The organism is Metabacillus sp. KUDC1714, from assembly GCF_014217835.1.
In the GTDB taxonomy this organism is placed as follows: Bacteria; Bacillota; Bacilli; order Bacillales; family Bacillaceae; genus Metabacillus; species Metabacillus rhizosphaerae.
The window spans coordinates 1653809-1678434 of the sequence record NZ_CP055263.1 but is presented as its reverse complement, the minus strand read 5'-3'; the positions used below and the strand labels follow the sequence as shown (position 1 = coordinate 1678434).

The following is a 24626-nucleotide window of genomic DNA, read 5'->3' as shown; positions in this document are numbered from 1 at the left end:
AGCTAGCTTGTACCGTCTAGTGCTTAAAGCAAAACACAAAATTTATTTCGTTTTTAAGATGGCATAATGCCATTGGGGTTAAGTATGGAAAAATAAACTAAGAGGTGTAATGATATGTTGAAGGAAAAAATATTAATTGTTGACGATCAATATGGGATTCGAATTTTATTGAATGAGGTTTTTCAAAAAGAGGGGTATCAAACATTTCAGGCAGCAAACGGTTTTCAAGCCTTAGAAATCGTCGAAAAGCATTCCCCAGACTTAGTATTATTAGATATGAAAATCCCGGGTATGGATGGGATTGAAATTTTAAAACGAATGAAAGTTGTCGACCAAGATATTCGTGTTATCATTATGACGGCTTATGGGGAATTAGATATGATTCAAGAAGCGAAGGATTTAGGTGCATTGACACATTTTGCTAAACCTTTTGATATCGATGAAATTCGTGATGCAGTAAAGAAATATTTACCATTAAAAACGAACTAAAACATTATATTACCCAAATATCTGTCGAATTGTTGCTGATTTTCGAAGAAATTGGTATGCTATTAGATGTGAAAAGTATCATGCAGACTCTACATATTAGTGAATATTCTGGTCAAGCTAGGTATGATATACTTTTCTGTATCAGAAAATAAGGTTCATTAGGAGGATTTTTCGACATGCCTTTAGTTTCAATGACAGAAATGCTGAAAACAGCAAAAGACAAAGGATATGCAGTAGGTCAATTTAACTTAAATAATCTTGAGTTCACTCAAGCGATCCTACAAGCAGCTCAAGAAGAGAAGTCACCAGTTATTCTTGGTGTTTCTGAAGGTGCAGCACGCTACATGGGTGGATTTAAAACTGTTGTAAAAATGGTTGAAGGTCTACTTGAGGATTACAAAGTTACTGTACCAGTAGCGATTCACCTTGACCATGGTTCAAGCTATGATAAGTGTAAAGAAGCAATTGATGCTGGATTTACATCTGTTATGATCGATGCTTCACATCACCCATTTGAAGAAAATGTTGAAACAACGAAACAAGTTGTTGAATATGCTCATTCAAAAGGTGTTTCTGTTGAAGCTGAGTTAGGAACTGTTGGTGGACAAGAAGATGACGTTATAGCAGAAGGCGTAATTTACGCAAATCCACAAGAATGTAATGAACTTGTACAACGTACTGGTATTGACTGCTTAGCACCAGCACTTGGTTCTGTTCATGGACCGTACAAAGGTGAACCAAACTTAGGCTACAAAGAGATGGAAGAAATCGCTAACCTAACGGATATGCCATTAGTACTTCACGGTGGTACTGGTATTCCAACACACGATATCCAAAAAGCTATCTCTTTCGGTACAGCGAAAATCAACGTTAACACTGAAAATCAAATTGCTTCTGCAAAAGCGGTTCGTGAAACGTTAGCTGCAAAACCTGAAGAATATGATCCACGTAAATATTTAGGACCAGCTCGTGACGCTATTAAAGCAACAGTAATCGGCAAAATGCGCGAATTTGGTTCTTCAAACCAAGCATAATACAGCTTTAAATATAACCGCCTTTTATAAGAGGCGGTTATATTCTGAATAATAAGAAAGCGCTAACAAGCGGTGTGAAGACCTTCTCTAACCTTAACCTAGCTGACTAGAGATAATAGACTCATAGAGTAACGGACAAGAATAAGCCTTGTCCGTTTTGTTAATACCTCCTCCTTTAGTGTGATCATCACCCATCCCAATTCCAAGAAGAATTCTTAAACTTAAACATTGTTGTCCTGCTTAATAGATGGTTTAATAATAAGAGAGATTATTTATAAATAGTCAATCATTAAACTCTAGGTGAAAGCAATCATAGAAACCAACATTAAAGGAAGTTTCACTTATCTAGTATTGTGATGTATTTACTAAGGCATAAAAGGAAATAAAAGAGATAAACAGGTAGTATTTTTTTACTATCACCAGAATTTGTATCAAAATGGATGATCGTAAAGAAAAAGGCTTTCGCCATTTAGAGCTTGGCGACACCTCAAGCTTTTCGAAGCAATAAAATCCGAAATATTTGTTGACAAGAGATGTATTATTCGGAAAACATGATGGCTAATGAATGTTTAAGCGTGTTTCGTGTAAAGTGAATACATATGTGTGCGAAAATTGCGCAAAGCTCACCCTCCATGTTCTTTCCGGAAAGTCAACTTCTGAAGAAGGGAGACTATTATGGAAAAGTTAAAAGTTGCCGGTGGAGATTTACTGAAAGGTACAGTAAATATAAGCGGGGCAAAAAATAGTGCAGTAGCTTTAATTCCTGCAACCATATTAGCTGAATCACCAGTCACAATCGAAGGATTACCAAACATTTCTGATGTAAATATACTTGGAGATTTATTGGAGGAAATCGGTGGAAAGGTGCTATTGAAAAATAATGAAATGATTGTTGACCCGTCATCGATGATTTCAATGCCTTTGCCGAATGGAAAAGTTAAGAAGCTACGTGCATCCTATTATTTAATGGGAGCAATGCTTGGCCGTTTTAAAAAGGCAGTTATTGGCCTTCCTGGTGGCTGTCATCTAGGACCGCGACCAATTGATCAGCATATTAAAGGTTTTGAAGCATTAGGTGCGCAAATAACGAATGAACAAGGTGCAATCTATTTGCGTGCAGATGAACTGCGTGGTGCGCGAATTTATTTAGATGTTGTAAGTGTAGGAGCAACAATTAACATTATGCTTGCTGCTGTTTTAGCAAAAGGTAGAACGATTATTGAAAACGCTGCAAAGGAACCAGAAATTATTGATGTAGCAACATTGCTTACGAGCATGGGGGCAAAAATTAAAGGGGCAGGAACAGACGTCATTCGAATCGATGGAGTTGAGAGACTGCATGGCTGCCGTCATTCAATTATTCCTGACCGGATTGAAGCTGGAACTTACATGATTATCGGAGCAGCAATGGGAAGAGAAGTGATGATCGATAATGTCATCCCACTTCATTTAGAATCACTAATTGCAAAGCTAAGAGAAATGGGTCTTCATATTGAAACGAGCAATGATCAAATATTAATTATCGGCGGTCAAAAGGAACTAAAGGCTGTTGATATTAAAACCCTCGTTTACCCAGGATTTCCAACTGATCTTCAACAGCCGTTCACTTCATTCTTAACAAGAGCTACAGGAACGAGTGTTGTAACTGATACAATTTACTCTGCTAGATTTAAACATATAGATGAGCTAAGAAGAATGGGCGCTATAATAAAAGTTGAAGGCCGTTCTGCAATTGTCTCTGGCCCAACAAGACTTCAAGGTGCTAGAGTTAAAGCAAGTGATTTACGAGCAGGAGCAGCTTTAGTATGTGCGGGCCTTATGGCTGAAGGAGTAACAGAAATAACTGGTTTAGAGCATATCGATCGTGGATATAGTCAGTTAGAGGAAAAGCTATCAGGACTAGGAGCTACGATCTGGCGTGAAAAATTAACAGATAAAGAAATCGAGCAACTGCAAAATTCATAAGAAGAGGGCATGTGCCTTGTTCATCTGATGGAACACATAGCTTAAAGAAAAAACCAACCTACCGCACTACTTGGTAAATAGCAACAAATTTTGGCGAGTCAGCCTAATAAAAAAAGATAAAGATATCTACATTTTGGAAAGTGAGGGAATAAAATCTCACTTTCCTTCTATAAAAACCTCTAACTTCAAATAGATTTTCCAAAAATGATTGATTAAATCTCTAAAATAGGGTAAAAATAAAGAGTGCTGCATGAATTACTGCAAATCTACTTCAAGCTCACCTTCATTTTCCTTCTCGATCCAAACGTGATAGTTTTTTCTTCATTAATGCAACTGATGGTAAATCTTCTAATATGTGAAATTTGCTATCTAATTACGTTTTCATTACCAGTAGAAATGAATTTGACAATCGATAGATGGAAAACAATTGTAAAAAATTGAAAATTAAAAAGAGTGGTGTTTTTATGAATCAAGTTTCAATTTCTTCATTAGAACATATGAAACTGAAAGAATTATATGAGCTTGCCCGTCATTATAAAGTTTCCTATTACAGCAAGCTGACGAAAAAAGAATTAATTTTTGCTATATTAAAAGCAAATGCTGAACAAGAGGATTTATTATTTATGGAAGGTGTCTTAGAAATCATCCAGTCTGAAGGCTTTGGCTTCTTAAGACCAATTAACTATTCACCAAGCTCAGAAGATATTTATATTTCAGCTTCCCAAATTAGGCGTTTTGATTTGCGAAATGGGGACAAAGTATCTGGTAAGGTTCGTCCTCCAAAAGAAAATGAACGCTATTACGGTTTGCTTCATGTAGAAGCGGTTAACGGCGAAGATCCAGAGACGGCAAAGGAACGTGTTCACTTCCCAGCATTAACTCCTCTCTATCCAGATAGACAAATTTACCTAGAAACAAAACCAAATTATTTATCCACAAGAATTATGGACCTAATCGCACCAGTTGGTTTTGGTCAACGTGGATTGATTGTTGCCCCTCCTAAGGCAGGGAAGACAATGCTGTTAAAAGAAATTGCGAACAGTGTTACAACGAACAATCCTGAAGCTGAACTAATCGTTTTATTAATCGATGAGAGACCTGAAGAAGTAACTGATATTGAACGTTCTGTAGCTGGAGACGTGGTTAGCTCGACGTTTGATGAAGTTCCAGAAAATCATATTAAAGTAGCAGAGCTAGTGCTTGAGCGAGCGATGCGTCTTGTTGAACATAAAAAGGATGTAATTATTTTAATGGATAGCATTACACGTTTAGCACGTGCATACAATCTGGTCATTCCTCCAAGTGGTCGAACATTATCTGGTGGTATTGATCCAGCTGCTTTCCATCGCCCTAAACGTTTCTTTGGTGCAGCACGTAACATTGAAGAGGGTGGAAGCTTAACAATCCTTGCAACAGCGCTAGTCGATACAGGTTCTCGTATGGATGACGTTATTTATGAGGAATTCAAAGGAACTGGTAACATGGAGCTTCATTTAGACCGCTCACTTGCAGAAAAGCGTATCTTCCCAGCAATCGATATCCGTCGTTCTGGTACAAGAAAAGAAGAGCTGCTTGTTCCAAAAGATCATCTTGATAAATTATGGGCAATTCGCAAGTCAATGACAGATTCTCCAGACTTTGTTGAAAAGTTCCTAAGAAAGCTTCGTCAAACAAAATCAAACGAAGAATTCTTTAGTAATTTAGATGTTGAAATGAAATCAGCTAGGAAAGTAACTAAGTAGTATTAGTGGGGAGCAAGGCACCTGCGCTTTTCGAATTGTCTAGCTCCGGTGCCTAGCCCCTCGGGGTCATAAGCCACTCACGAATTGAAGGTAAAGAACACCTTCTATTCGTGTGTGTCTTATGCCTGTCGGGGCTGAACAAGGCACCTGCGCTTTTCGAATTAGTAATATTTAACTTCGGCTTGCTTTTAAACTTGGCACTTGTTATAATTTCATCATGTGCTTTTCTAGTGATGGTTCGTCAACCGGACGAGTTACACCTAGATATTTAACTCTGTTTCGAATGATTCAGGGCGGAAGGAGATGAAAAGAATGAAAACAGGAATTCATCCAAACTTTAATAAGGTTATGGTGAACTGCGCTTGTGGTAACGAATTCGAAACTGGCTCTGTAATGAAAGAGATCAAAGTTGAGGTTTGTTCTGAGTGTCATCCATTCTACACAGGACGTCAAAAATTTGCAGATGCAGGTGGACGTGTAGATAAATTCAATAAAAAATACGGCATTAAGCAACAGCAACAATAAAGGCTTTTTCCAACAGGCAAGACGAAACTGCTCTTGCCTGTTTTTTCACGCCAACTTTTGTGATTTTTAGGCCTTAACCCATATTATTTGGAGAATTTGATCACTTTAGTGAGTGTTAGATAGGTTTATCTAGCTTCGGTAAGAGTGGAAAGAAACCTCAATTGTGGAAGTTTTACTTTAGGATATCCTACATATATTGGTAGGGATTTTTGAACGTATGTGATGCATGAAGTTTCATGTTTTATATAGATGGTAAAGTACCAATATAAACGGTACGGTCAATCGACTCGGGAATATGATGACGAAGGGAGAGGCCGTTTTAATGTATGTAATGAAACAAAGTGGATGGCTTGAAATTATTTGCGGAAGCATGTTTTCAGGTAAATCAGAGGAACTCATTCGCAGAGTTCGACGTGCGCAATTTGCGAAACAAGAAGTAAAGGTGTTTAAACCTAGTATAGATAACCGCTATAGTGAAGAAGAGGTAGTTTCACATAATGGTACGGCGATTATTAGTAAACCAGTGGCTTCCTCTATTGAAATTTTAGAATATATTACTGAGAAAACAGACGTTATTGCTGTTGATGAAGTACAGTTCTTTGATGAACATATTTGTGATGTGCTAACACTCTTAGCTAATCAAGGTTACCGTGTAATAGCTGCAGGGTTAGATCAAGATTTTAGAGGCGAACCTTTTAGTGTTGTACCACAATTAATGGCAATTGCTGAATTAGTCACAAAGCTTCAAGCTGTTTGCTCTGTTTGTGGATCACCGGCAAGTCGCACGCAAAGACTGATTAATGGTAAGCCTGCGTCATATGATGATCCAATTATTCTTGTGGGGGCATCAGAATCGTATGAACCTAGATGTAGACACCATCATGAGGTTCCAGGATCACCTGTGAAGGATTTTAAGAAAGAGAATAGTGCAACGAATCGTTAATATTTCATATAAGAAAGCCACCTTGCAAAAAAATGCAGGGTGGCTTTCTTATATGAAGTTAAGATGAAATGCCCCTGCCTATATACAGGAATTTTTAGAGTGATGTCAAAGAATGTCTTATTCTATTAGAGTTTTGTCAAAGAATTATTTCCTCCGTGTAAAGAAATGTTAACCTGATGAATCGCTAAAAAATTCCTTTTAATGGAATTTATTAGGGTCTTATGTACTATCAAAGTGATTGTCGTCTAAATTTATCTAAATTTTAGGTATTATGCCTTTATGAATATATGAGTGAAAACTCCTGAATTTAAAAACAACATAACTTTTTCATTTTACAAAAAATTAATAATAAGCGGAAATATTTATAAACATTTACACCTCCTTTAATTTTAGTTTACAAAATTCGATTACTATTGACATGAATGTAAATAAAATTTAAGGAGGAAGCCATGAATAAGCGGAAAGTACGACTTAGGGTAAGAAAATTGTTTTTATTTGTCTGTATGGTATCAATTGTACTATCCAACTTTACTACGGTTATTCCTGTGAAAAGGATTTATGCAGAAGAAGTGATTGATAACACGACTTCTAATAATGAAAATCAGACAGGAAAAACAGGTACAGTTGACAATGGACAAATAACAACAAATGAAACAGAACCAGTTTTAGAGGGAGCAGAAGCAACTGAAAGTACTGATTCTTTAGAAGAGACTGTTGAAGAAGAACCACTTACAGTTGATGAAAAACCTCTGACAGAAAATGAGCAGCAAAATCAAGAAAATGATACTGTCCAACAAAAAGAAGAAACATCTGAAGGTACCACTCAACCAGTGGAACAATCTAGTGAGGTTGTTCCAGCTCAAACGTCCCAAGAAAATCAGGGAGAAGTGAAGGATGAAGCAGAAACACCAGCAGCTCCTGAAACTTTAGTAGAAGAAGATTTTAATAGCAATTCACCCTTACTAATTACTGAAGTATCGCCAAACTCAAATGGCACAGATAACTACGAGTTTTTTGAAGTGTACAATAATACGAATCAGCCATTATCTTTAACTAATTATGCGTTTATTTATCGTTATACGGATACTGGAAAAGAAGTAGTATTTCAAGTCCCTCATACAACGATCGCTTCTCAAGAAACTCTAGTATTTTGGTTTAATAATGGCGTACTTTCTTTAGCCGATTTTAATTCACATTATGGACTTGAGTTAACATCAGACCAAGTCATCGAATTTAAGGATGTATTCCCGGGTTTTGCAAATGGTGGGAACAGAGCGGCTGTTATTAAAGATAAAGAAGGAAATGAAGTAATATCTGCAGGTTATTTACCAGGTGAAACAGATAATAGTGGATTAGGTGTTCAATTTAAATATGCTTTAGCAAAAACGGCGATGGACAAGCATCAAGTATTGGCAGCACCAACTCCAGGAACAATTGACTCTGTTCAAGTCCCAACAAAGCCGGTAGAACTAACAGAGATCTCAGCAGACAACGAGTCACCGGTGATCACTCACACGCCTGTTACAGAAAGCAAAGTAGCTTCTTCTGTCATGATTGAAGCAAAGGTAACAGATAATTTGGCAGCGATACCAACTCTGACACTTTACTACAAAACTACTAAAGAAGAGACCTTTACATCTGCCACAATGAATGTAAGTTCAGACGACTGGACAAATTTTTCAGTGGAAATACCAGGCGCTAGTGTGGATTCAAATATTACGTACTATATTGAAGCAACAGATGGTAGCAATAAGGCAAAGAGTGAGGAATATACAATTTCTGTTGAGACTCCTCAAGAAACCTATAGCGAACAAACGCTATTAATTACCGAGCTGTCACCAAATACAGAAGGTGGAGGAACGGATTATTACGAGTATTTTGAACTCTATAATAATACCAATCAACCACAATCCTTAATGAATTATTCCTTTGTCTACAAATATACGGATACTGGTAACGAACTAGTCTTTCAAGTTCCTGCTACTACAATTGATCCTCAAGAAACACTTGTTTTTTGGTTTAATAATGGTGATCGTACTCTAGCGGATTTTAACACTCATTTTGGATTGAATTTATCAAGTGAACAAGTAATTACATATAAGGATAGTTTCCCAGGTTTTGCAAATGGTGGAAACCGAGGAATCGTGATAAAAGATAACACAAGCTCAGAAGTTGTTTCTGCAAGTTATCTTGGAACTGACAATGATAACACAGGCGCTGTTATTCAATATATGTTTCCAAGCGAAGGTACGGAAATGGAAAAGCTTAAAGTACTAGCAGCACCTTCACTTGGTACAGTTGAAGCTGTTCAAGTCCCAACAAAGCCAGTTGAGCTTGATGAAATACCTGTTGATACGGAGGCGCCAGTGATCACGCATACGCCGCTGACAGAAACCGATGCATTTTCTCCGATCAGCATTGAAGCAAATATAACAGATAACATGGCTGTACCATTTGCTACCTTGCATTATAAAAAAGAGGGGGATGAAACATTCACTTCCTTATCAATGAATGCAAGCGCTGATCCAGCAAGTTACATAGCTGAAATCCCTGGAATTAATGTTGATTCAAACATTACGTACTATATCGAAGCAGCAGATGGAACAAATACAGTTAAAACTGAGGAATATGTAATTGCTGTTAAGAAAGATGAAGTGGATTATAGTAAGATGCCTAAATTCCTTGTAACAGAAGTTGTCCCTGATTCAGAGAATGTAGGTTCAGCAGATGGCTATGAATTTATTGAGATCTACAATAATACAGACAAGGATTTAAACTTTAAGGATTATAAACTTCAATATCGCTATGGAACAGATCCGGCAAGTGATGTTGTTTGGCCTTCAGTACCAGATGATGTTGTCATTCCTTCAAAAAGAACACTCGTATTCTGGATCATCAATTCGATGAATGGTGAACAAACAGTTGCAGATTTTAATGGAAATTTCGGTACAAGCTTAATTGAAAACAAAGATATCGTCAAAATTCATAGTGATGGTATGGCAAATGGAAGCCCGAGAGGACTTGTCGTAGCCACAAATACAAAAGAAGAAATCACAGTTTCTTATTATAACGAAGTGGCAAACACAGATGATACTGTGCCTAACAAAGGGATTGTTTACAAGTACCCTGAAGATGGTTCAACCCAATCAATGAAGGTAAGTGCAGGTATCCAAGACGCTACACCAGGTGCTGTTGAAGCATTCCAGGTCCCGAAACAACCGATCCACATTATTGAAGACACAGTTGCTCCGACGATTGAAAATAAGACAGCTGTTACAGACGTTAATCAAACAGATGATATCGAGATCGCTGCATCAGCATCAGATGATAAAGGCGTCAAATCTGTTAGGTTATATTATCGTACAAATGATCAAGCAGATTTCAAAGAAACACTTTTAGGACTTGATTCAGAAACTCATTTATATAAAAATATGATTTATGCTTCAGACCTGATTGCAAAAGAATATGTAGAATATTTCTTTGTCGTTTCAGATGGTTCAAATGAAGTAAAAAGTGACACGTATAAGATTTCTATTAATAATGAGATTGACAATTCTGATCTACGTTTAAATGTTAAAGATGATGATATCCTTTCAGGTGAAAAAATTCTAAAAGGTACATCTAAGAATGAACCGGCTGATAATGTGAAGCTATTCATTGATAACTCAGAATTGCAGGCCGATACGTATAAAGCGTTAGAAACTGGGGCCTACTTTGCTTTTGAAGTAAATGGTCTTAATACGTATTTCCAAAATGCAGTAACAATGGGTGATGACATTCTTTACTTATTGGATAAAGATTGGCTGTCACATTGGAAGACATTCACTGTACCAGTAGAAGCGGACCGTCTCCAGGTCGGAGAAAATATCATCACCGTTCGTGCTGGAAATAAAGCCTCGCCATTCCAGTTAGAAGAAGATGAAGAAAATCGCGACGATTATAGCTTGCGAAATGTTCGTCTAATTTTGGCAGATGGAACAGTTTTAACAGATCCAGCAAAGAATGATCCAACGAAAGTATATGATATGGGTGATGATGGCACATTCCGACCATTTGAAGATTTCACCTTTACGATTACAGAACAACATACTCCATCAAAAACGTTTATATGGGATACAACAACTGTTGAAGATGGTAAACATGTTGTCAAAGCTTTAGATTCTGACAATGAAGTTACTTCTAACGTGCTAATTGATAATACTGCACCAGTTGTAAAAACAAACATCATTGAAGGAAAAGAATACAAAGGTGCTTTTACAATTGATACCGATGTTACGGACGAAATAGCTGGTGTCAATTCTGTTCAAGTCATGTTAGATAATGAGCAAATCAAAGTGCCATATGAAACGTCATCATCAAAGCTTACTCCTGGTGAGCATAAGCTTATCATTGTCGCAGAAGATAAAGTTGGAAATAAAGCAGAGTTAACTGTTCCATTCTCAGTAAATAATGAAAATCCAACTAAGCCTGAGCTTATTTCACCAGCTGATGGTGCTGCATCTATAAATGGTAATCCAAAATTAAAAGTCAAGGTAACAGATCCAACAGGTGATGACCTAGATGTAACCTTCTATAAAGGGTATAAATATGATGCAAGCAATACTAGTGAGGTAAAAGCATTTAAGAATGCAACTGATGTTGAACCACCGCAAATGATGGTTCCAGAAGGTGAAGCGGCCTTTTCGGCAGATGACATCTCTTTAGTATCAGAAAAGGATGGCAACTACCTAACGACTGATTCAAGTACACAATTCCCATACCATCGTTTCGATGTAAAGGTTGATCCAACAATTGATGAAAATGATGTTGTTGAACTGTCTTGGAGTGGTAAATCTCTTGAAGGCAGAAAAGTATCAATGTACGCTTGGAATCACCAAAGCGGTAAATGGACATTGATCACATATAACATAGCTGGAACCGAAGACTTTGAATTAAAAGGAAATGTTGCGGTCAATGAGTATGTAAAAGACGCGAAAATCAATGTAATCATTCAAGATGAGATTCCAAAGAGCCCAGAGGAATATGATTATACATTTGTTTGGATGTCAGATACGCAATATTACGCTGAAAGCTATCCATACATTTTTGAAAGACAAACAAATTGGATTGCAGAGAAGCAAGAAGAGTTGAAAATTAAATATGTATTCCATACAGGAGACCTTGTCGATGAATTTGATAAGGTAGAGCAATGGCAATTTGCCGACGAGTACATGGGAGTACTTGATCAAAACAATATCCCATATGGTGTTTTAGCAGGGAATCATGATGTAGATCAACTATCAAACGACTACACTGAATACAGCAAATATTTTGGTGCAGACAGGTTTGAAGACAAATCGTATTATGGTGACACATACAAAAACAACCGAGGACACTTTGATCTAATCTCATCTAACGGAAATGATTTTATCATGGTATATATGGGTTGGGGCGTACAGGATGAAGATTTAGAATGGATGAACGATATCCTAAAACAATATCCGAACCGAAAAGCCATTCTTAATTTTCATGAGTATCTCTTAGTTTCAGGGAATCGCAGTCCAATTGGTGACAAAATTTACACTCAAGTTGTGGAAGAGAATGAAAACGTAATAGCGGTCCTAAGTGGTCACTATCACGATTCTGAAACTCTTGTAAGTGAAATTGATGACGATGGTGATGGTATTGCAGACCGCGAAGTATATCAAATGCTTGGAGACTATCAAGGTGGACCTGAAGGCGGCCAAGGCTACATGAAACTGCTACATTTTGATCAAGACAATAACAGAATTATCGTCAATACGTATTCACCATATTTAGATGATTACAATTTCTATGACCCAAGTGAATTCCCGGGTAAAGATGAGTTAGTTATTAATTTAGATTTACAAGTTGATGAAAAACGAGTTGCTACTGATTATTTTTCTGTAAATGTGAAGACAGATACAGAAATTGGCAAACAAGAAAATGTTAAAAGTGGAACCGAAGCAGAAGTAAAGTGGAAAGGACTTTCCAAAAATAATACGTACTCATGGTATGCAGTCGCAGAAGACGATTATACAGGAAAAGCAGTTTCAGATATTTGGACATTTACAAAAGGGAAGGGCGAACAACCTGACCCAGGTAATGGAAAAGAAAAACCAGGTAACGGAAAAGATAAGCCATGAGATGGTACAGACTAACTTGTTAATGGAATTGGTCATTTCGACTTACCTAGCACTGCCGCAAATATAGTTAATATGCTGCTAATAGGCTTACTGAATAGTTTGACAGGCATAGCGATAGTCCTTTCTCAACAAAAAAGAACAAGTTTGAATCAATAATAGTTTAATGTTCAAAAACCTTACTCCATTTAATTAGTGAGTAAGGTTTTTTGATGTAAAAGCCATACTATTAGTAAAAACAAGTGAAGTTCTAAAATTTCATCTGGAAGAGGCCATTATGAATGAGGAAGAGTTATCATTAGGACCAATGATCATTATCGGACATTACATAAATGTAAAAGTATACACAACCGAGGAATTGACAGAAGATCAAAAGCTGCAGAAGATAAGGGAAATTCACAGCAAAATGGTCAGTGCTTTGCCAAGATACCAAATTGATGTGGACTTAGATGTAAAATAAAAGAGGGGACTGAAGACCCCTCAAAAGCTAAAAATTGAGCTGATTAAATTTTTTCTTCGCGGTTTTTTTGGTGCAGATGACTGATCAAAGACTAAAACGTTGTCTTTGATTGGTTCGCGCTTTTGCTGTAATTTTTCAAGCTCTTCAACTTTTTTCTCTAAAGAGGAAATTTTGTTGATCAATTCTTCCATCTCTCTACGGTGTTGAAGAAGTTGATAGGAAACAACATCATCAGCTTTGCTTTGCATTTTCCGTTCAAGTTCATCCACTCGTTCGTTTAGTGCAGCGACTTTACTCGCATCTACAGACGTTTCACTTTTTAAAGTACCTGATCTGCTTGTGTGACTCGTTTGTATAGGTTGTGGGAGTGATTGATAGTTTGTTTGTTCTTGTATTTCTTTTAAGCGATCAACATCTGCTTCAGTAAATTGATAGTGACCTAGTTCATTTTTATCCAATTCCATATTTAACTGACTAACCCATCTCATTACAGTTCTTCTCGAAACCCCAAGTAACTTTGCAACGGCTGCTGTACTCATATCTTTATTCCTCCCCAATGTTTAAGTACAATCCAAAAACGACGCCAACTTTCAACAATGAAAATAAGGAACAGATCCCGATTTGTGACCTTCTGTTTTACGTTTTCGACTTCCGAAGCTAGTTACCTTCACGTTAGACAAAACAAGTATCGATTCGGCAAAGAAAGTGGAGGTTTTACATATTACCAATTCTCTTTGTCGATACTTGACCTAAGCTTCATAAAGTTCAAGTGGTAAGCCGTCTGGGTCCTTGAAGAACGTGAATTTTTTATCTGTATGTGGGTCAACTCTGATCGGTTCAACTGCTACACCTTTTTGAATAAGTTCTTTGACTGCTTCATCAATATTAGAAACTTCAAAAGCAAGATGTCTAAGTCCAACGGCTTCGGGTGTAGTAGGCCGCTCTGGTGGATTTGGAAAAGAAAATAATTCAATTTGATAAGTATCATTGACCATTAAGTCTAATTTGTAAGAGTTTCGTTCTTCACGAAAAACCTCAGCTAACACTTTAAAACCGAGTGTCTTTGTATAGAAGGTTTTTGAAAGATCATAATTTGAGCTGATAATGGCAACATGATGGATTTTATTGATGTTCAATGTGATGGCCTCTTTTCGTTTTAGTATCAGTATTTATTGTACTTAGTTTCTAGGTTTTGCTCCAGTATCGAGTCCTTAATGGTCGCACTCTTAGTCCATACGCCGCTAAACGGTCGCTTCCGCTTTTCTAATTCAATTTGCTTTTGACGCTTTATGTGACCTATACTATAATTAAAACGTTATGCATGAAAATTGAGGTGAACATGTGTGTTAGATCGTTTACAATCGGTAGAAGACCGTTATGAAAAATTAAATCAACTTTTGATGGATCCAGATATTATTAGTGATTCTAAAAAGCTGCGCGAATATTCAAAAGAACAATCTGATATACAGGAAACAGTTGAAGTATATCGTGAATATAAAGAGGTTCGCGACCAAATTTCTGATACAAAATCAATGCTTGATGAAAAGCTTGATGCTGAAATGCGTGAAATGGCGAAAGAAGAGCTTTCTGAATTAGAGGCTCGTCAAGGAGAATTAGTAGCACGTCTAAAAATCCTTCTTGTACCTAAAGACCCGAACGATGATAAAAACGTTATTATGGAGATCCGTGGAGCTGCTGGTGGAGAAGAGGCTGCTTTATTTGCGGCGAATTTATATCGTATGTATAGCAAATTTGCAGAGGTGCAAGGCTGGAAAACTGAAGTAATGGAAGCTAGCCATACAGGTACAGGCGGATATAAGGAAATTATCTTTATGATTAATGGTAAAGGCGCATATTCGAAATTAAAGTTCGAAAATGGTGCCCATCGTGTTCAACGTGTACCTGAAACAGAGTCAGGTGGACGTATTCATACGTCAACAGCAACTGTTGCTGTTTTACCTGAGGCAGAAGAGGTAGAGGTTGAAATTCATGACAAGGATGTACGTGTAGATACCTTTACATCAAGTGGTCCAGGCGGACAAAGTGTTAATACGACAATGTCAGCTGTACGATTAACACATTTACCAACAGGGACAGTTGTTTCGTGTCAGGATGAAAAATCGCAGATCAAAAACAAGGAAAAAGCGATGAAAGTATTACGTGCGCGTGTTTATGATAAGTTCCAACGCGAAGCACAGGCTGAGTATGATCAAACCCGTAAGCTTGCAGTTGGTACAGGTGACCGATCAGAACGTATTAGAACATATAACTTCCCGCAAAACCGAGTAACGGACCACAGAATTGGCTTAACGATTCAAAAGTTAGATCAAATTCTTGAAGGAAAGCTTGATGAGATTGTTGAAACATTGATCGTTGAAGATCAATCAAGCAGACTTCAAGATGCGGAAGAGTAAACAATATGAACTATGTATTTGAAGCCCTCAAATGGGCTTCTTCTTTTTTAAAGGAAGCGGGAAGAGATGAAAATGCGGGTGAACTACTGCTGCGTCACCATTTAAACATGGAACGAGCAACACTACTTTCAAACTTGAGACTGGTCCTCTCAAACGAACTACTACAAGCTTTTAAGTCTGATGTCATAAAACATGCTGAGGGAACTCCTGTTCAATACTTAATTGGCTATGAAGAATTCTACGGCAGGCGGTTTAATGTGAATGAAGAAGTGCTCATTCCTCGACCTGAAACAGAAGAACTCGTCGAAGGGATCCTTCAGCGTGCTAATTATTTTCACGGAAATGGTGAACTACACGTAGTAGATGTTGGTACAGGTAGTGGAGCTATAGCTATTACATTAGCATTGGAAAATCCCAGATTCCGCGTAAGTGCAATTGACATTGCAAAGGAATCCTTACAAGTTGCTGAGAAAAACGCGAATGAACTACAAGCAAATGTTCAATGGCTGCACGGTGATTTACTAGAGCCTATTTCAAAAGATTCTAAAATGAAAAAGATCGATATACTAGTATCAAACCCGCCCTACATCCCTGATTGGGAAATAGAAACACTATCCCCAGTCGTAAAAGATCACGAACCAATGCGTGCCTTAGCAGGCGGAAAAGACGGATTAGACTTTTACAGAAGGCTCATTAAAGACATGCAACCACTACTAAACGGGGCAGCAATCATCGCCTTTGAAATCGGAGCTGGACAAGGCCAAGACGTAAAAAACCTACTCACACAAGCCCTACCAATGGCTGAAGTTGAAATTGTATATGATATAAATAGGAAAGATCGAATGGTGTTTGCGACTTTATACGAGTGAATGGAGTGAAGGAATGGGGACAAAGTAATGGGGACAGTCCCCATTCTTAGGTGGAATGTCTCTCATGATGGAGAAATCAAAAAATGGGGGACAGTCCCCCATCCAATAATTTATATATAGATTACCAATTTCAAGACAATGGGAAGTCGTTTTAACATCGTTTTGGGGACAGTCCCCAAACTAGTAAACTATTTTTTCAAAAACATAGTTTAAGAATCTCTCATGCTGTCCATACTGTTTACCAAGGGAGCGTGAGAGAAGATGAAAAAACAACAATTAGCATTTATATATATATTCTTATTATTAATAGGAGCAATTGTGAACGTATATAGAGAACCGGTGGCTGCGAGTACACAGGAGCCAGTTGTTATTCCTGATGAGGCGATACGTTTACGTATTCTAGCAAATAGTAATTCTGATGAAGATCAAGAGTTAAAAAGAATGATTCGTGATGAAGTAAACAAAGAAATTACGCAATGGGTTGCAGAGTTAACTTCAGTTGAAACTGCTAGACAATTAATTCAGTCAAGACTTCCTGACATTGAAGCAATCGTTGAAGATGTATTAGAAAGAGAAAACAAACCGCAATCATACTCAGTTAATTTTGATAATGTAAGCTTTCCAACAAAGCTATATGGTAATTTCATTTATCCAGCAGGTGAATATGAAGCGATTTTAATTAGTTTAGGTGAAGCGAAAGGTGCAAATTGGTGGTGTGTGCTATTTCCGCCACTATGCTTCTTAGACTTCTCAAATGGTGAAGCTGTACAAGCAGCTGAAGCAGAAGAAGTAGAAACTGAAACAGTGAACGACAAAGATAAAACTAATGAAAAACTTGCCTCACTTGTTGTGGATGAAGAGGAAGAAAAAGAAGAAGTAGAAGTGAAATTCTTTATTGTAGAATGGTTCGAAGGTTTATTTTCTTAAGGTGCGGTTGAAAGGTGGGGGACAGTCCCCACCTTTTTTCATGCCTCTTTTAACAGCTTTTGTGATAAGAAAGTTGCGAATATGAAGTGTTTCGGGGACAGTCCCCGAAATAGGCGGGGGACAGTCCCCACCACTTTCTTCTCCCTTTCTAGCAGTCTTTCTGAGAAGAAAGTTACAAAAATGCAGTGTTTCGGGGACTGTCCCCGAAATAATGTCCCCAAAATAATGTCCCCAAAATAAATAGAATAAATTTACTTCCCCCCTCATAGAGTTGATGTAGGAATATAAAATGGGGTGAAGATAAAATATGTTTTATCAATTAAAGATTGCGGAAGAAAAGGACCTTGGGAAGCTAATTGGCTTTGTTGAAAAGGCAGGGGTTAGTTCAGAAGGGTTTGAAAGTTTAATAGATTATTTTGTCATGATGGAAAATGGTGAGCATGAGGTTGTAGCTTGTATTGGTGTAGAGCCGGTGGGTGAATATGGTTTATTGCGTTCGCTTGTTGTGTCGGACAAGCTAAAACAGGCGCATATTTTAACACTTTTTCAAAGTATTCAAACGTTAGCAGAGCAAAAGGGAATCAAGCATTTATTTTTAATTACAAATAAAGAGGCTTCTGTTCAGTTTCTATCGCTAATGGGCTTTGAAGAGATCAATCAGTCATCTATCCCCAATCAACTACTAACATTGGAGCATATGAAGGGATCTCTTGAACAAACCAATGTAATGATCATGGTAAAGTCTTCATAAAGTGGATATATCCACATAGTTTTCCACAAAAACCACAGCCTTATCCACAAATTGTGGATAAGGCTTGTTTTGTTGGTATTCTTTTTATATACTTTCAAGGAGTTATTCACCTAATGATAGTGAAAAGTATTGGTAAAAATGATCGGTAAACAAGGGAGTTAGAACATATGAATACAAAGTTATGGGTTGTGGACAAAATTACTAACTTATCCACAACTTACCCACATATTACACAGGCAGCACATTTATTGAGAGAAAATGAAGTGGTTGCTTTTCCAACTGAAACAGTTTACGGCTTAGGAGCAAATGCTTGTTCAGACGAAGCTGTTCGTAAAATTTATCAGGCAAAAGGGAGACCTAGTGATAATCCACTGATTGTCCACATTGCATCTGTTAACAAGTTAGATGAAATTGTTAAAGATATCCCCGATTATGCTTACAAATTAATAAATGAATTTTGGCCAGGTCCATTAACACTAATTTTACCGAAAAAAGGGGATCGGCTATCCACACTTGTAACAGCAGGTCTTGAAACAGTTGGTGTGAGAATGCCAAGCCATCCAATTGCGCTTTCACTTATACGTGAGGCAGATGTACCAATTGCAGCACCTAGTGCGAATCAGTCAGGAAAACCAAGCCCAACCCATGCCTCACATGTTTATCATGATCTGAATGGGAAAATAAGCGGGATTATTGATGGAGGTGCGACTGGAGTTGGCGTTGAATCAACTGTACTAGATTGTTCGTCAACTGTTCCAACGATTTTGCGACCAGGCGGTGTTACGAAAGAGCAACTAGAATCTGTTATCGGAGAAGTGCAACTAGATCAAGCTCTTATCGATGAAGGGCTTGCACCGAAATCTCCTGGAATGAAATATACTCATTATGCGCCTAATGCTCCTGTCGTGCTCGTAAATGGTCGACTTGAATTTTTGCAGAAGATTATCAACAAGCATCAAAAAGAAGGGAAGAAGGTTGGTGTGTTAACAACTGAAGAAAACATTAACCAGCTGCAGGCAAATAAGGTCATTGCTTGTGGGCGCCGTGCAAATTTGCAGACAGTTGCAGCAGAGCTTTATGATGTACTAAGAAAATTTGATGATGAAGAAGTGGATATCATTTTTAGTGAAAGCTTTCCCCAGATTGGAGTTGGCGAGGCGATTATGAATCGCTTACTTAAAGCTGCAGGTAATCAGGTGATCGAAGAGTATTGAACCAATTTGCAAGGAGAGGAAGTTATTTTATTCTTTTCTTCATATTCAATTAAGAAAAAAACAAGCCCAATCTCCTATCATTATTCTAAGTTCTAATCCAAATCGGGTACGCATAAAGTTAAGTAGGCGTGTCCGAGGAGGGTATTTATGAATGTTGAAGCGATCTTGGGAGAACTACTTACATTATTAATAATGGCACTGGCTTTAGGAATGGATGCATTTTCTGTTGGACTCGGAATGGGATTAATCAGACTAAGGGCCAGACAGATTTTATACATAGGTATTACAATTGGTATTTTTCATATCTGGATGCCATTAGCAGGAATGTTAATTGGCAGAGTATTAAGTGACACCTTTGGAACAATCGCGACTTTATTAGGCGGGGGTCTATTAATATTACTAGGTGTACAAATGGTTTTTGCTTCTTTTAAAAAAGATGAAAAACCACTAATTACACCAGTAGGATTTGGGTTAATTGTCTTTGCACTTAGCGTTAGCCTAGACAGTTTTTCGGTAGGGTTAAGCCTTGGAATTTATGGGGCGAAAACATTTCTAACAGTTGTCATTTTTGGAATTGTAAGTATGGTATTAACCTGGATTGGTCTATTAGTGGGCAAGCGTGTTCAGTCCTGGTTAGGTTCATATAGTGAGGCGCTTGGAGGGAGTATCCTATTAGCGTTTGGCATAAAACTAATCTTTCCTTTCTAAAAAGCCGGTTGTCAATTCATAACCGGTTTTATTCCTCTCTATTTTTGTAAAGAAGATATCGAATGTGTAAACCTCATGTAAATCCACCTCTAAATATATTTTACTAGACCTTTCTGAAAATCCTCACAACAAAAGAAAAATCAAAAAGTTTATAGTACTTATATCCTGATTTGTAAATAAAAAATGGAACAATTTACCTAATGGTGATCCTTTCCTATCTTTTAAAGCGATTTACAATATCGTTACACCCCCTTAAAAGTAGATTAAAACTATCTATTTATAATCAAGCTTAGAATTGATTAGGGGGAATTATTTATGTTTAATAAGAAAGTTAAAAAGAAGCTATTGCCTTTAGCTATTATGACTACAGTAGCGTTTGGTAGTTTAGGAGCAACATTCTCAACTGCTGAAGCGAAGGTAACAAAGTCGAACAATGCGGAAATTAAAAACGTTATCTTCCTAATTGGAGACGGAATGGGAGTTTCGTATACATCTGCCTACCGCTATTTACAAGACAGCAATAAATCAAAGTTTGCAGACCCTACTGAGCTTGATAAATATTTGGTTGGCCAGCAAATGACCTATCCAGAGGATCCAGAACAAAACGTGACAGACTCAGCATCTGCAGCAACTGCAATGTCTGCTGGTATTAAAACGTATAATAATGCAATCGCAGTTGATAATGATGGATCAGATGTCAAAACAGTATTGGAAGCAGCAAAAGAACGTGGTAAAGCAACTGGACTTGTTGCTACATCTGAGATCACTCATGCAACTCCTGCATCATTCGGTTCACATGATCATAGTCGCCAAAATATGAATGCTATCGCCAATGACTATTTTGATGACCTAGTAAATGGTAAACATAAAGTAGATGTTCTTCTTGGTGGAGGAACTGATTTATTCGTTCGTGATGATCGTAATCTTGTTGATGAATTTAAAGCAGATGGCTTTAGTTATGTAACAAACAAGGATGAGCTATTAAAAAATAAAGATGATCAGATTCTTGGTCTTTTTGCAGATCGTGGAATGCCAAAAATGATTGACCGTACGGAGGATATTCCGTCATTAGAAGACATGACAACTTCTGCAATTAATCGTCTAAACAAAGACAAGGACGGTTTCTTCTTAATGATCGAAGGAAGCCAAATTGACTGGGCTGGACATGATAATGACATCGTTTCTGCAATGAGTGAAATGGAAGACTTTGAGAAAGCATTTAAAGCAGCAATTGAATTTGCGAAAAAGGACAAGCATACATTAGTTGTTGCAACAGCTGACCATTCTACTGGTGGTTATTCAATTGGGGCAAACGGCATTTATAATTGGTTTGGTGCTCCAATTAAAGCAGCAAAACGTACACCTGATTTCATGGCAAATCAAATTGCTAACGGTGCAGATGTTGAAGATACTTTGAAAGAATATATTGACCTAGAGTTAACTTCTAAAGAGATCCAATCTGTTAAAGATGCGGCTTCTAAAAAAGAAGTAGATATTGATAATGCAATTGAAAAGATCTTTGACAACCGTTCAAACACTGGTTGGACGACTGGTGGTCATACTGGTGAAGATGTACCAGTTTATGCATTCGGACCATCGTCAGACCGTTTTGCTGGCCAAATCGACAATACTGATAATGCAAAAATAATCTTTGATCTTTTAGAAAAAGGTAAAAATAAAACAGTTATTGAAGATAACTAAGTTGCTTTAGAGGAGAAGGGTCTGACACATAGCTTGTCAGTCTCTTCTTTTTTAGATGATCTAAAACTTTGTCCTACGTTTTGGTCTCTAGCTCCAGCACCTAGTCATAATTATGTCACAGGTCTAATTGACTAAGGCGTTTGTACTTTTAAAAAAAATTGGCTGATAGAGGGGTTTCTCATGAACAAAATTATTGTCCTTATGACATTATTATCTTTATTATTAGTAGCTTGCTCAAACAACGAAAGCACAAGTATTGCTCCAGTAAAGGAACAAATAGATACTGAGTATGTAAAAGATTACTCTTCAAACCCACAAGTAACAGACGATCGTACATTGCTAGAGGTGGGCCAATCCTTTTCAGATGAAAAAGGTGAAGCAACCTTAAAGGCTATGAACCAAGTAAATAAAACGTACGAGGTCGGTCCAATTAAACTTAGTGTGAAAGATGCGAAGGTCATCCACTTAAGACCAGATTACAGCCTAATTGACTATTTTCATATGTTAACACATGAAGAGGAGTTCGATTTTGTTAAGGTCTTTGTCGAAATCGAAAACACTTCTACTGAAAAGGTGAATTTTGCACCAATAGCAATGATCGAAACGAGCTCAGGAGAGAAATTTGATTGGGGAAAAGATATCTATCTTGAAGAATTAAATGGTGAAATTGAAGGGGAAACAATAAAAAAAGGCAACTTAGGCTTTATTATTGACTCTTCCAAAGATCTTGAATGGATTGAAATAACAACAAGCGATGTATTTGATAAAGATGAAAAGAAAATAAATGACTCTCAAAAAATAAAAATAGAGTTTTAATAATTGGCTAGACCGAAAAAAGTATAGAGGTGCTCTATGCTTTTTTTCTTTGCTTTAGAAGAGAATAATCAATTATTCAAGATACCTTACTATTCTCTTCATAACGTTTCCATTATAATAGTGGAAAGGAGTGTTTTTATATGACAAATGTTCTATTCGTATGCACCGGGAATACATGTAGAAGTCCTATGGCAGAAGCATTGTTAAAACATGCTAAAAACTCTGATGAGCTTGACGTGAGGTCTGCTGGAGTTTTTGCATTAGATGGAAATGATGCATCAGCCAATGCTATTGAGGCATTAAGTGAAAAAGGAATACAATGCACCCATCAATCCTCAAGTTTGAGCGAAGAGCTCATCGAATGGGCAACGATTATCTTAACAATGACGAATAATCATAAGCAATCGGTCATAGACCTCTACCCACATGCAGGTCGAAAAACCTATACTCTTGTAGAATATGTCGCAGAGGACAACGTGGAGAAAAGGGATATCACAGATCCATTCGGTGGCCCGCTCCATATGTATCGCCAAACATTAGAAGACTTAGAAGGTTTAATTAATAAATTAATAACCAAGTTTGAGCAATAAAGCTACGGGGAGAAACAGGATATGAGAAGAGAAAAAAAGTATACATTTAGCTTGCGGCTGAAGCTGGTTATTTTTACAACAGTCTTAGCCCTGATTACATATTCGACAAGTGCATTTTTTATTCATTTCCTAGTGAAGTATGCTGATCACATTGTTTCACCAGAAATCTTTACGTTAATAACGCTTTTACTAGGTATTTTTTGGTCTAGTGTATTAGCATATTTTGGATCAGGCTTTCTTACTAGAGCGTTGCAATTGCTTGAAAGTGCAGCATATAAGGTTGCGGAAGGTCAAATTAATGAAGATGTTCCAGTTTCAAAAAGTGACGATGAGATAAGAGGCTTGAGTATAGCATTTAACAAAATGCTGCATAACATGAGAAGCATGGTTCAAAGTATTGACGAAAATTTTCATGTAACAAACGAACAAGTGAACAAAATGGCAGCTGCCTCAAGCAATGCCTCGATACAGGCTGAAGCTATTTCAATAACGGTTCAAGAAATTTCAAGGGGAGCAGACCAATCTGCTAGTTCGATTCAGGAAACCGCTACTTCTGTTGAGGATATTATTGAATTTGCTGCACAGGTAGAAGACAAAGCATCTTCTTCTGAGAAAATGTCCAAAGAAATGGTTGCCTCTTTAACTGAAAGTAAACAGGTATATGATGCCCTAATAACGGGTATTCAAAAATTAGCTGAAGAAAACGAAGAATCAATGACAGCAGTTCGTCGATTAGAAGAGCATGCGAATGAGGTTTCAACGATTGTATCTCTAGTAGGAGATATCGCAAGTCAAACGAATTTACTGGCATTGAATGCTTCAATAGAGGCAGCAAGGGCTGGGGAGCATGGGAAAGGCTTTGCGGTTGTAGCTGAAGAAGTACGAAAACTAGCTGACGAAAGTGCCAAGGCGGTTAAAGGTATATCGGGATTAATTCAAAACATTCAACAAGAAGTTCAAAATGTTGTAGGACAAATTGGTGAACAAGTAAAAACAGCAAAGTTCCAAGCGGATAAAGGACAAACGTCAACTAGAATGCTAGAGGAAACAAGTCAATCCATTTTGGAAGTTGCGAAATCTGTAAATCAAATAAGTGATCTCGTTCATCATCAAATGAACTCTCTACAAAAAACAGGTACACAGTCACAAGAGGTTGCGGCCATTGCTGAACAAACGTCTGCTGGTGCACAGGAAGTTGCGGCAGCTATAACAGAGCAATCAGACAACATCGTGCATATAAACCAACTAGGCAAGAATTTAGCTGGAAGTGCTGAAGAGTTAAGGAAAACAATTGATCGTTTTATTAGATAAGCGATAAAATAAAGATAGAAAAAA

At 37.4% G+C, this 24626-nt stretch carries 20 protein-coding genes; 18 read left to right on the top strand and 2 right to left on the bottom strand.

All coding sequences use genetic code 11. The features are described 5' to 3' along the window. Positions 1–114 precede the first annotated feature (114 nt). From HUW50_RS08065 to HUW50_RS08030, 8 genes are all read left to right on the top strand, one after another. Positions 115–489 (top strand): response regulator, encoded by a 375-nt coding sequence (locus HUW50_RS08065; RefSeq protein WP_157094309.1) that lies wholly within the window; start codon positions 115–117, stop codon positions 487–489. A 176-nt stretch (positions 490–665) separates the two neighbouring features. Continuing rightward, entirely contained in the window at positions 666–1523 is an 858-nt protein-coding gene (locus HUW50_RS08060) for a class II fructose-bisphosphate aldolase (protein ID WP_066328528.1), read from the top strand. Between the two features lie 675 nt (positions 1524–2198). Continuing rightward, positions 2199–3488 (top strand): UDP-N-acetylglucosamine 1-carboxyvinyltransferase, encoded by a 1290-nt coding sequence (locus tag HUW50_RS08055; protein WP_066328529.1) that lies wholly within the window; start codon positions 2199–2201, stop codon positions 3486–3488. A 464-nt stretch (positions 3489–3952) separates the two neighbouring features. Beyond that, positions 3953–5230: a transcription termination factor Rho gene (gene rho / locus HUW50_RS08050; RefSeq protein ID WP_066328530.1), complete on the top strand. Its 1278-nt coding sequence runs from the start codon at positions 3953–3955 to the stop codon at positions 5228–5230. Between the two features lie 312 nt (positions 5231–5542). Then, positions 5543–5755 carry a 50S ribosomal protein L31 gene (gene rpmE / locus HUW50_RS08045; protein WP_066328533.1) on the top strand — a complete coding sequence of 71 codons (213 nt, stop codon included), beginning with the start codon at positions 5543–5545 and terminating at the stop codon, positions 5753–5755. Positions 5756–6077: 322 nt separating this feature from the next. Beyond that, positions 6078–6698: a thymidine kinase gene (locus HUW50_RS08040; RefSeq protein ID WP_066328535.1), complete on the top strand. Its 621-nt coding sequence runs from the start codon at positions 6078–6080 to the stop codon at positions 6696–6698. A gap of 449 nt (positions 6699–7147) precedes the next feature. Beyond that, entirely contained in the window at positions 7148–12844 is a 5697-nt protein-coding gene (locus tag HUW50_RS08035; protein WP_185653818.1) for a lamin tail domain-containing protein, read from the top strand. A 274-nt stretch (positions 12845–13118) separates the two neighbouring features. Further along, entirely contained in the window at positions 13119–13301 is a 183-nt protein-coding gene (locus HUW50_RS08030; protein WP_066328539.1) for a hypothetical protein, read from the top strand. Positions 13302–13321: 20 nt separating this feature from the next. Here the strand turns inward: HUW50_RS08030 and HUW50_RS08025 are convergent, their stop codons facing one another. Both HUW50_RS08025 and gloA2 read right to left on the bottom strand, forming a co-directional pair. Beyond that, positions 13322–13840 carry a MerR family transcriptional regulator gene (locus HUW50_RS08025; RefSeq protein ID WP_066328540.1) on the bottom strand — a complete coding sequence of 173 codons (519 nt, stop codon included), beginning with the start codon at positions 13838–13840 and terminating at the stop codon, positions 13322–13324. A 210-nt stretch (positions 13841–14050) separates the two neighbouring features. Further along, positions 14051–14437, bottom strand: a complete 387-nt coding sequence (gene gloA2 / locus HUW50_RS08020; protein ID WP_066328542.1) for an SMU1112c/YaeR family gloxylase I-like metalloprotein — start codon at positions 14435–14437, stop codon at positions 14051–14053. A 207-nt stretch (positions 14438–14644) separates the two neighbouring features. On the opposite strand from gloA2, the gene prfA reads away from it, so the two are divergent. The 10 genes from prfA (at position 14645) to HUW50_RS07970 (ending at position 24602) form a co-directional block, all read left to right on the top strand. Continuing rightward, complete coding sequence (gene prfA / locus HUW50_RS08015; RefSeq protein WP_066328547.1) at positions 14645–15715, top strand: peptide chain release factor 1; 1071 nt, start codon at positions 14645–14647, stop codon at positions 15713–15715. Positions 15716–15720: 5 nt separating this feature from the next. After that, complete coding sequence (prmC, locus tag HUW50_RS08010) at positions 15721–16584, top strand: peptide chain release factor N(5)-glutamine methyltransferase (RefSeq protein ID WP_066328551.1); 864 nt, start codon at positions 15721–15723, stop codon at positions 16582–16584. A 261-nt stretch (positions 16585–16845) separates the two neighbouring features. Then, positions 16846–17511 carry a stage II sporulation protein R gene (spoIIR, locus tag HUW50_RS08005; RefSeq protein WP_066328553.1) on the top strand — a complete coding sequence of 222 codons (666 nt, stop codon included), beginning with the start codon at positions 16846–16848 and terminating at the stop codon, positions 17509–17511. A gap of 307 nt (positions 17512–17818) precedes the next feature. Further along, the gene (locus tag HUW50_RS08000) at positions 17819–18262 is read left to right on the top strand and encodes a GNAT family N-acetyltransferase (RefSeq protein ID WP_066328559.1); all 444 of its coding nucleotides are present in this window, start codon (positions 17819–17821) and stop codon (positions 18260–18262) included. A gap of 167 nt (positions 18263–18429) precedes the next feature. After that, entirely contained in the window at positions 18430–19476 is a 1047-nt protein-coding gene (locus tag HUW50_RS07995) for an L-threonylcarbamoyladenylate synthase (protein WP_066328560.1), read from the top strand. Between the two features lie 147 nt (positions 19477–19623). Continuing rightward, positions 19624–20184, top strand: a complete 561-nt coding sequence (locus tag HUW50_RS07990; protein WP_066328561.1) for a manganese efflux pump MntP — start codon at positions 19624–19626, stop codon at positions 20182–20184. Positions 20185–20499: 315 nt separating this feature from the next. Next, positions 20500–21885 carry an alkaline phosphatase gene (locus tag HUW50_RS07985; protein ID WP_066328569.1) on the top strand — a complete coding sequence of 462 codons (1386 nt, stop codon included), beginning with the start codon at positions 20500–20502 and terminating at the stop codon, positions 21883–21885. Positions 21886–22065: 180 nt separating this feature from the next. After that, a complete protein-coding gene (locus HUW50_RS07980) occupies positions 22066–22701 on the top strand; it encodes a hypothetical protein (RefSeq protein ID WP_066328577.1) in 636 nt (211 codons plus the stop codon). 140 nt (positions 22702–22841) lie between these two features. Next, entirely contained in the window at positions 22842–23291 is a 450-nt protein-coding gene (locus HUW50_RS07975; protein ID WP_185653817.1) for a low molecular weight protein arginine phosphatase, read from the top strand. Between the two features lie 21 nt (positions 23292–23312). Next, a complete protein-coding gene (locus tag HUW50_RS07970; protein WP_185653816.1) occupies positions 23313–24602 on the top strand; it encodes a methyl-accepting chemotaxis protein in 1290 nt (429 codons plus the stop codon). Positions 24603–24626 lie beyond the last annotated feature (24 nt).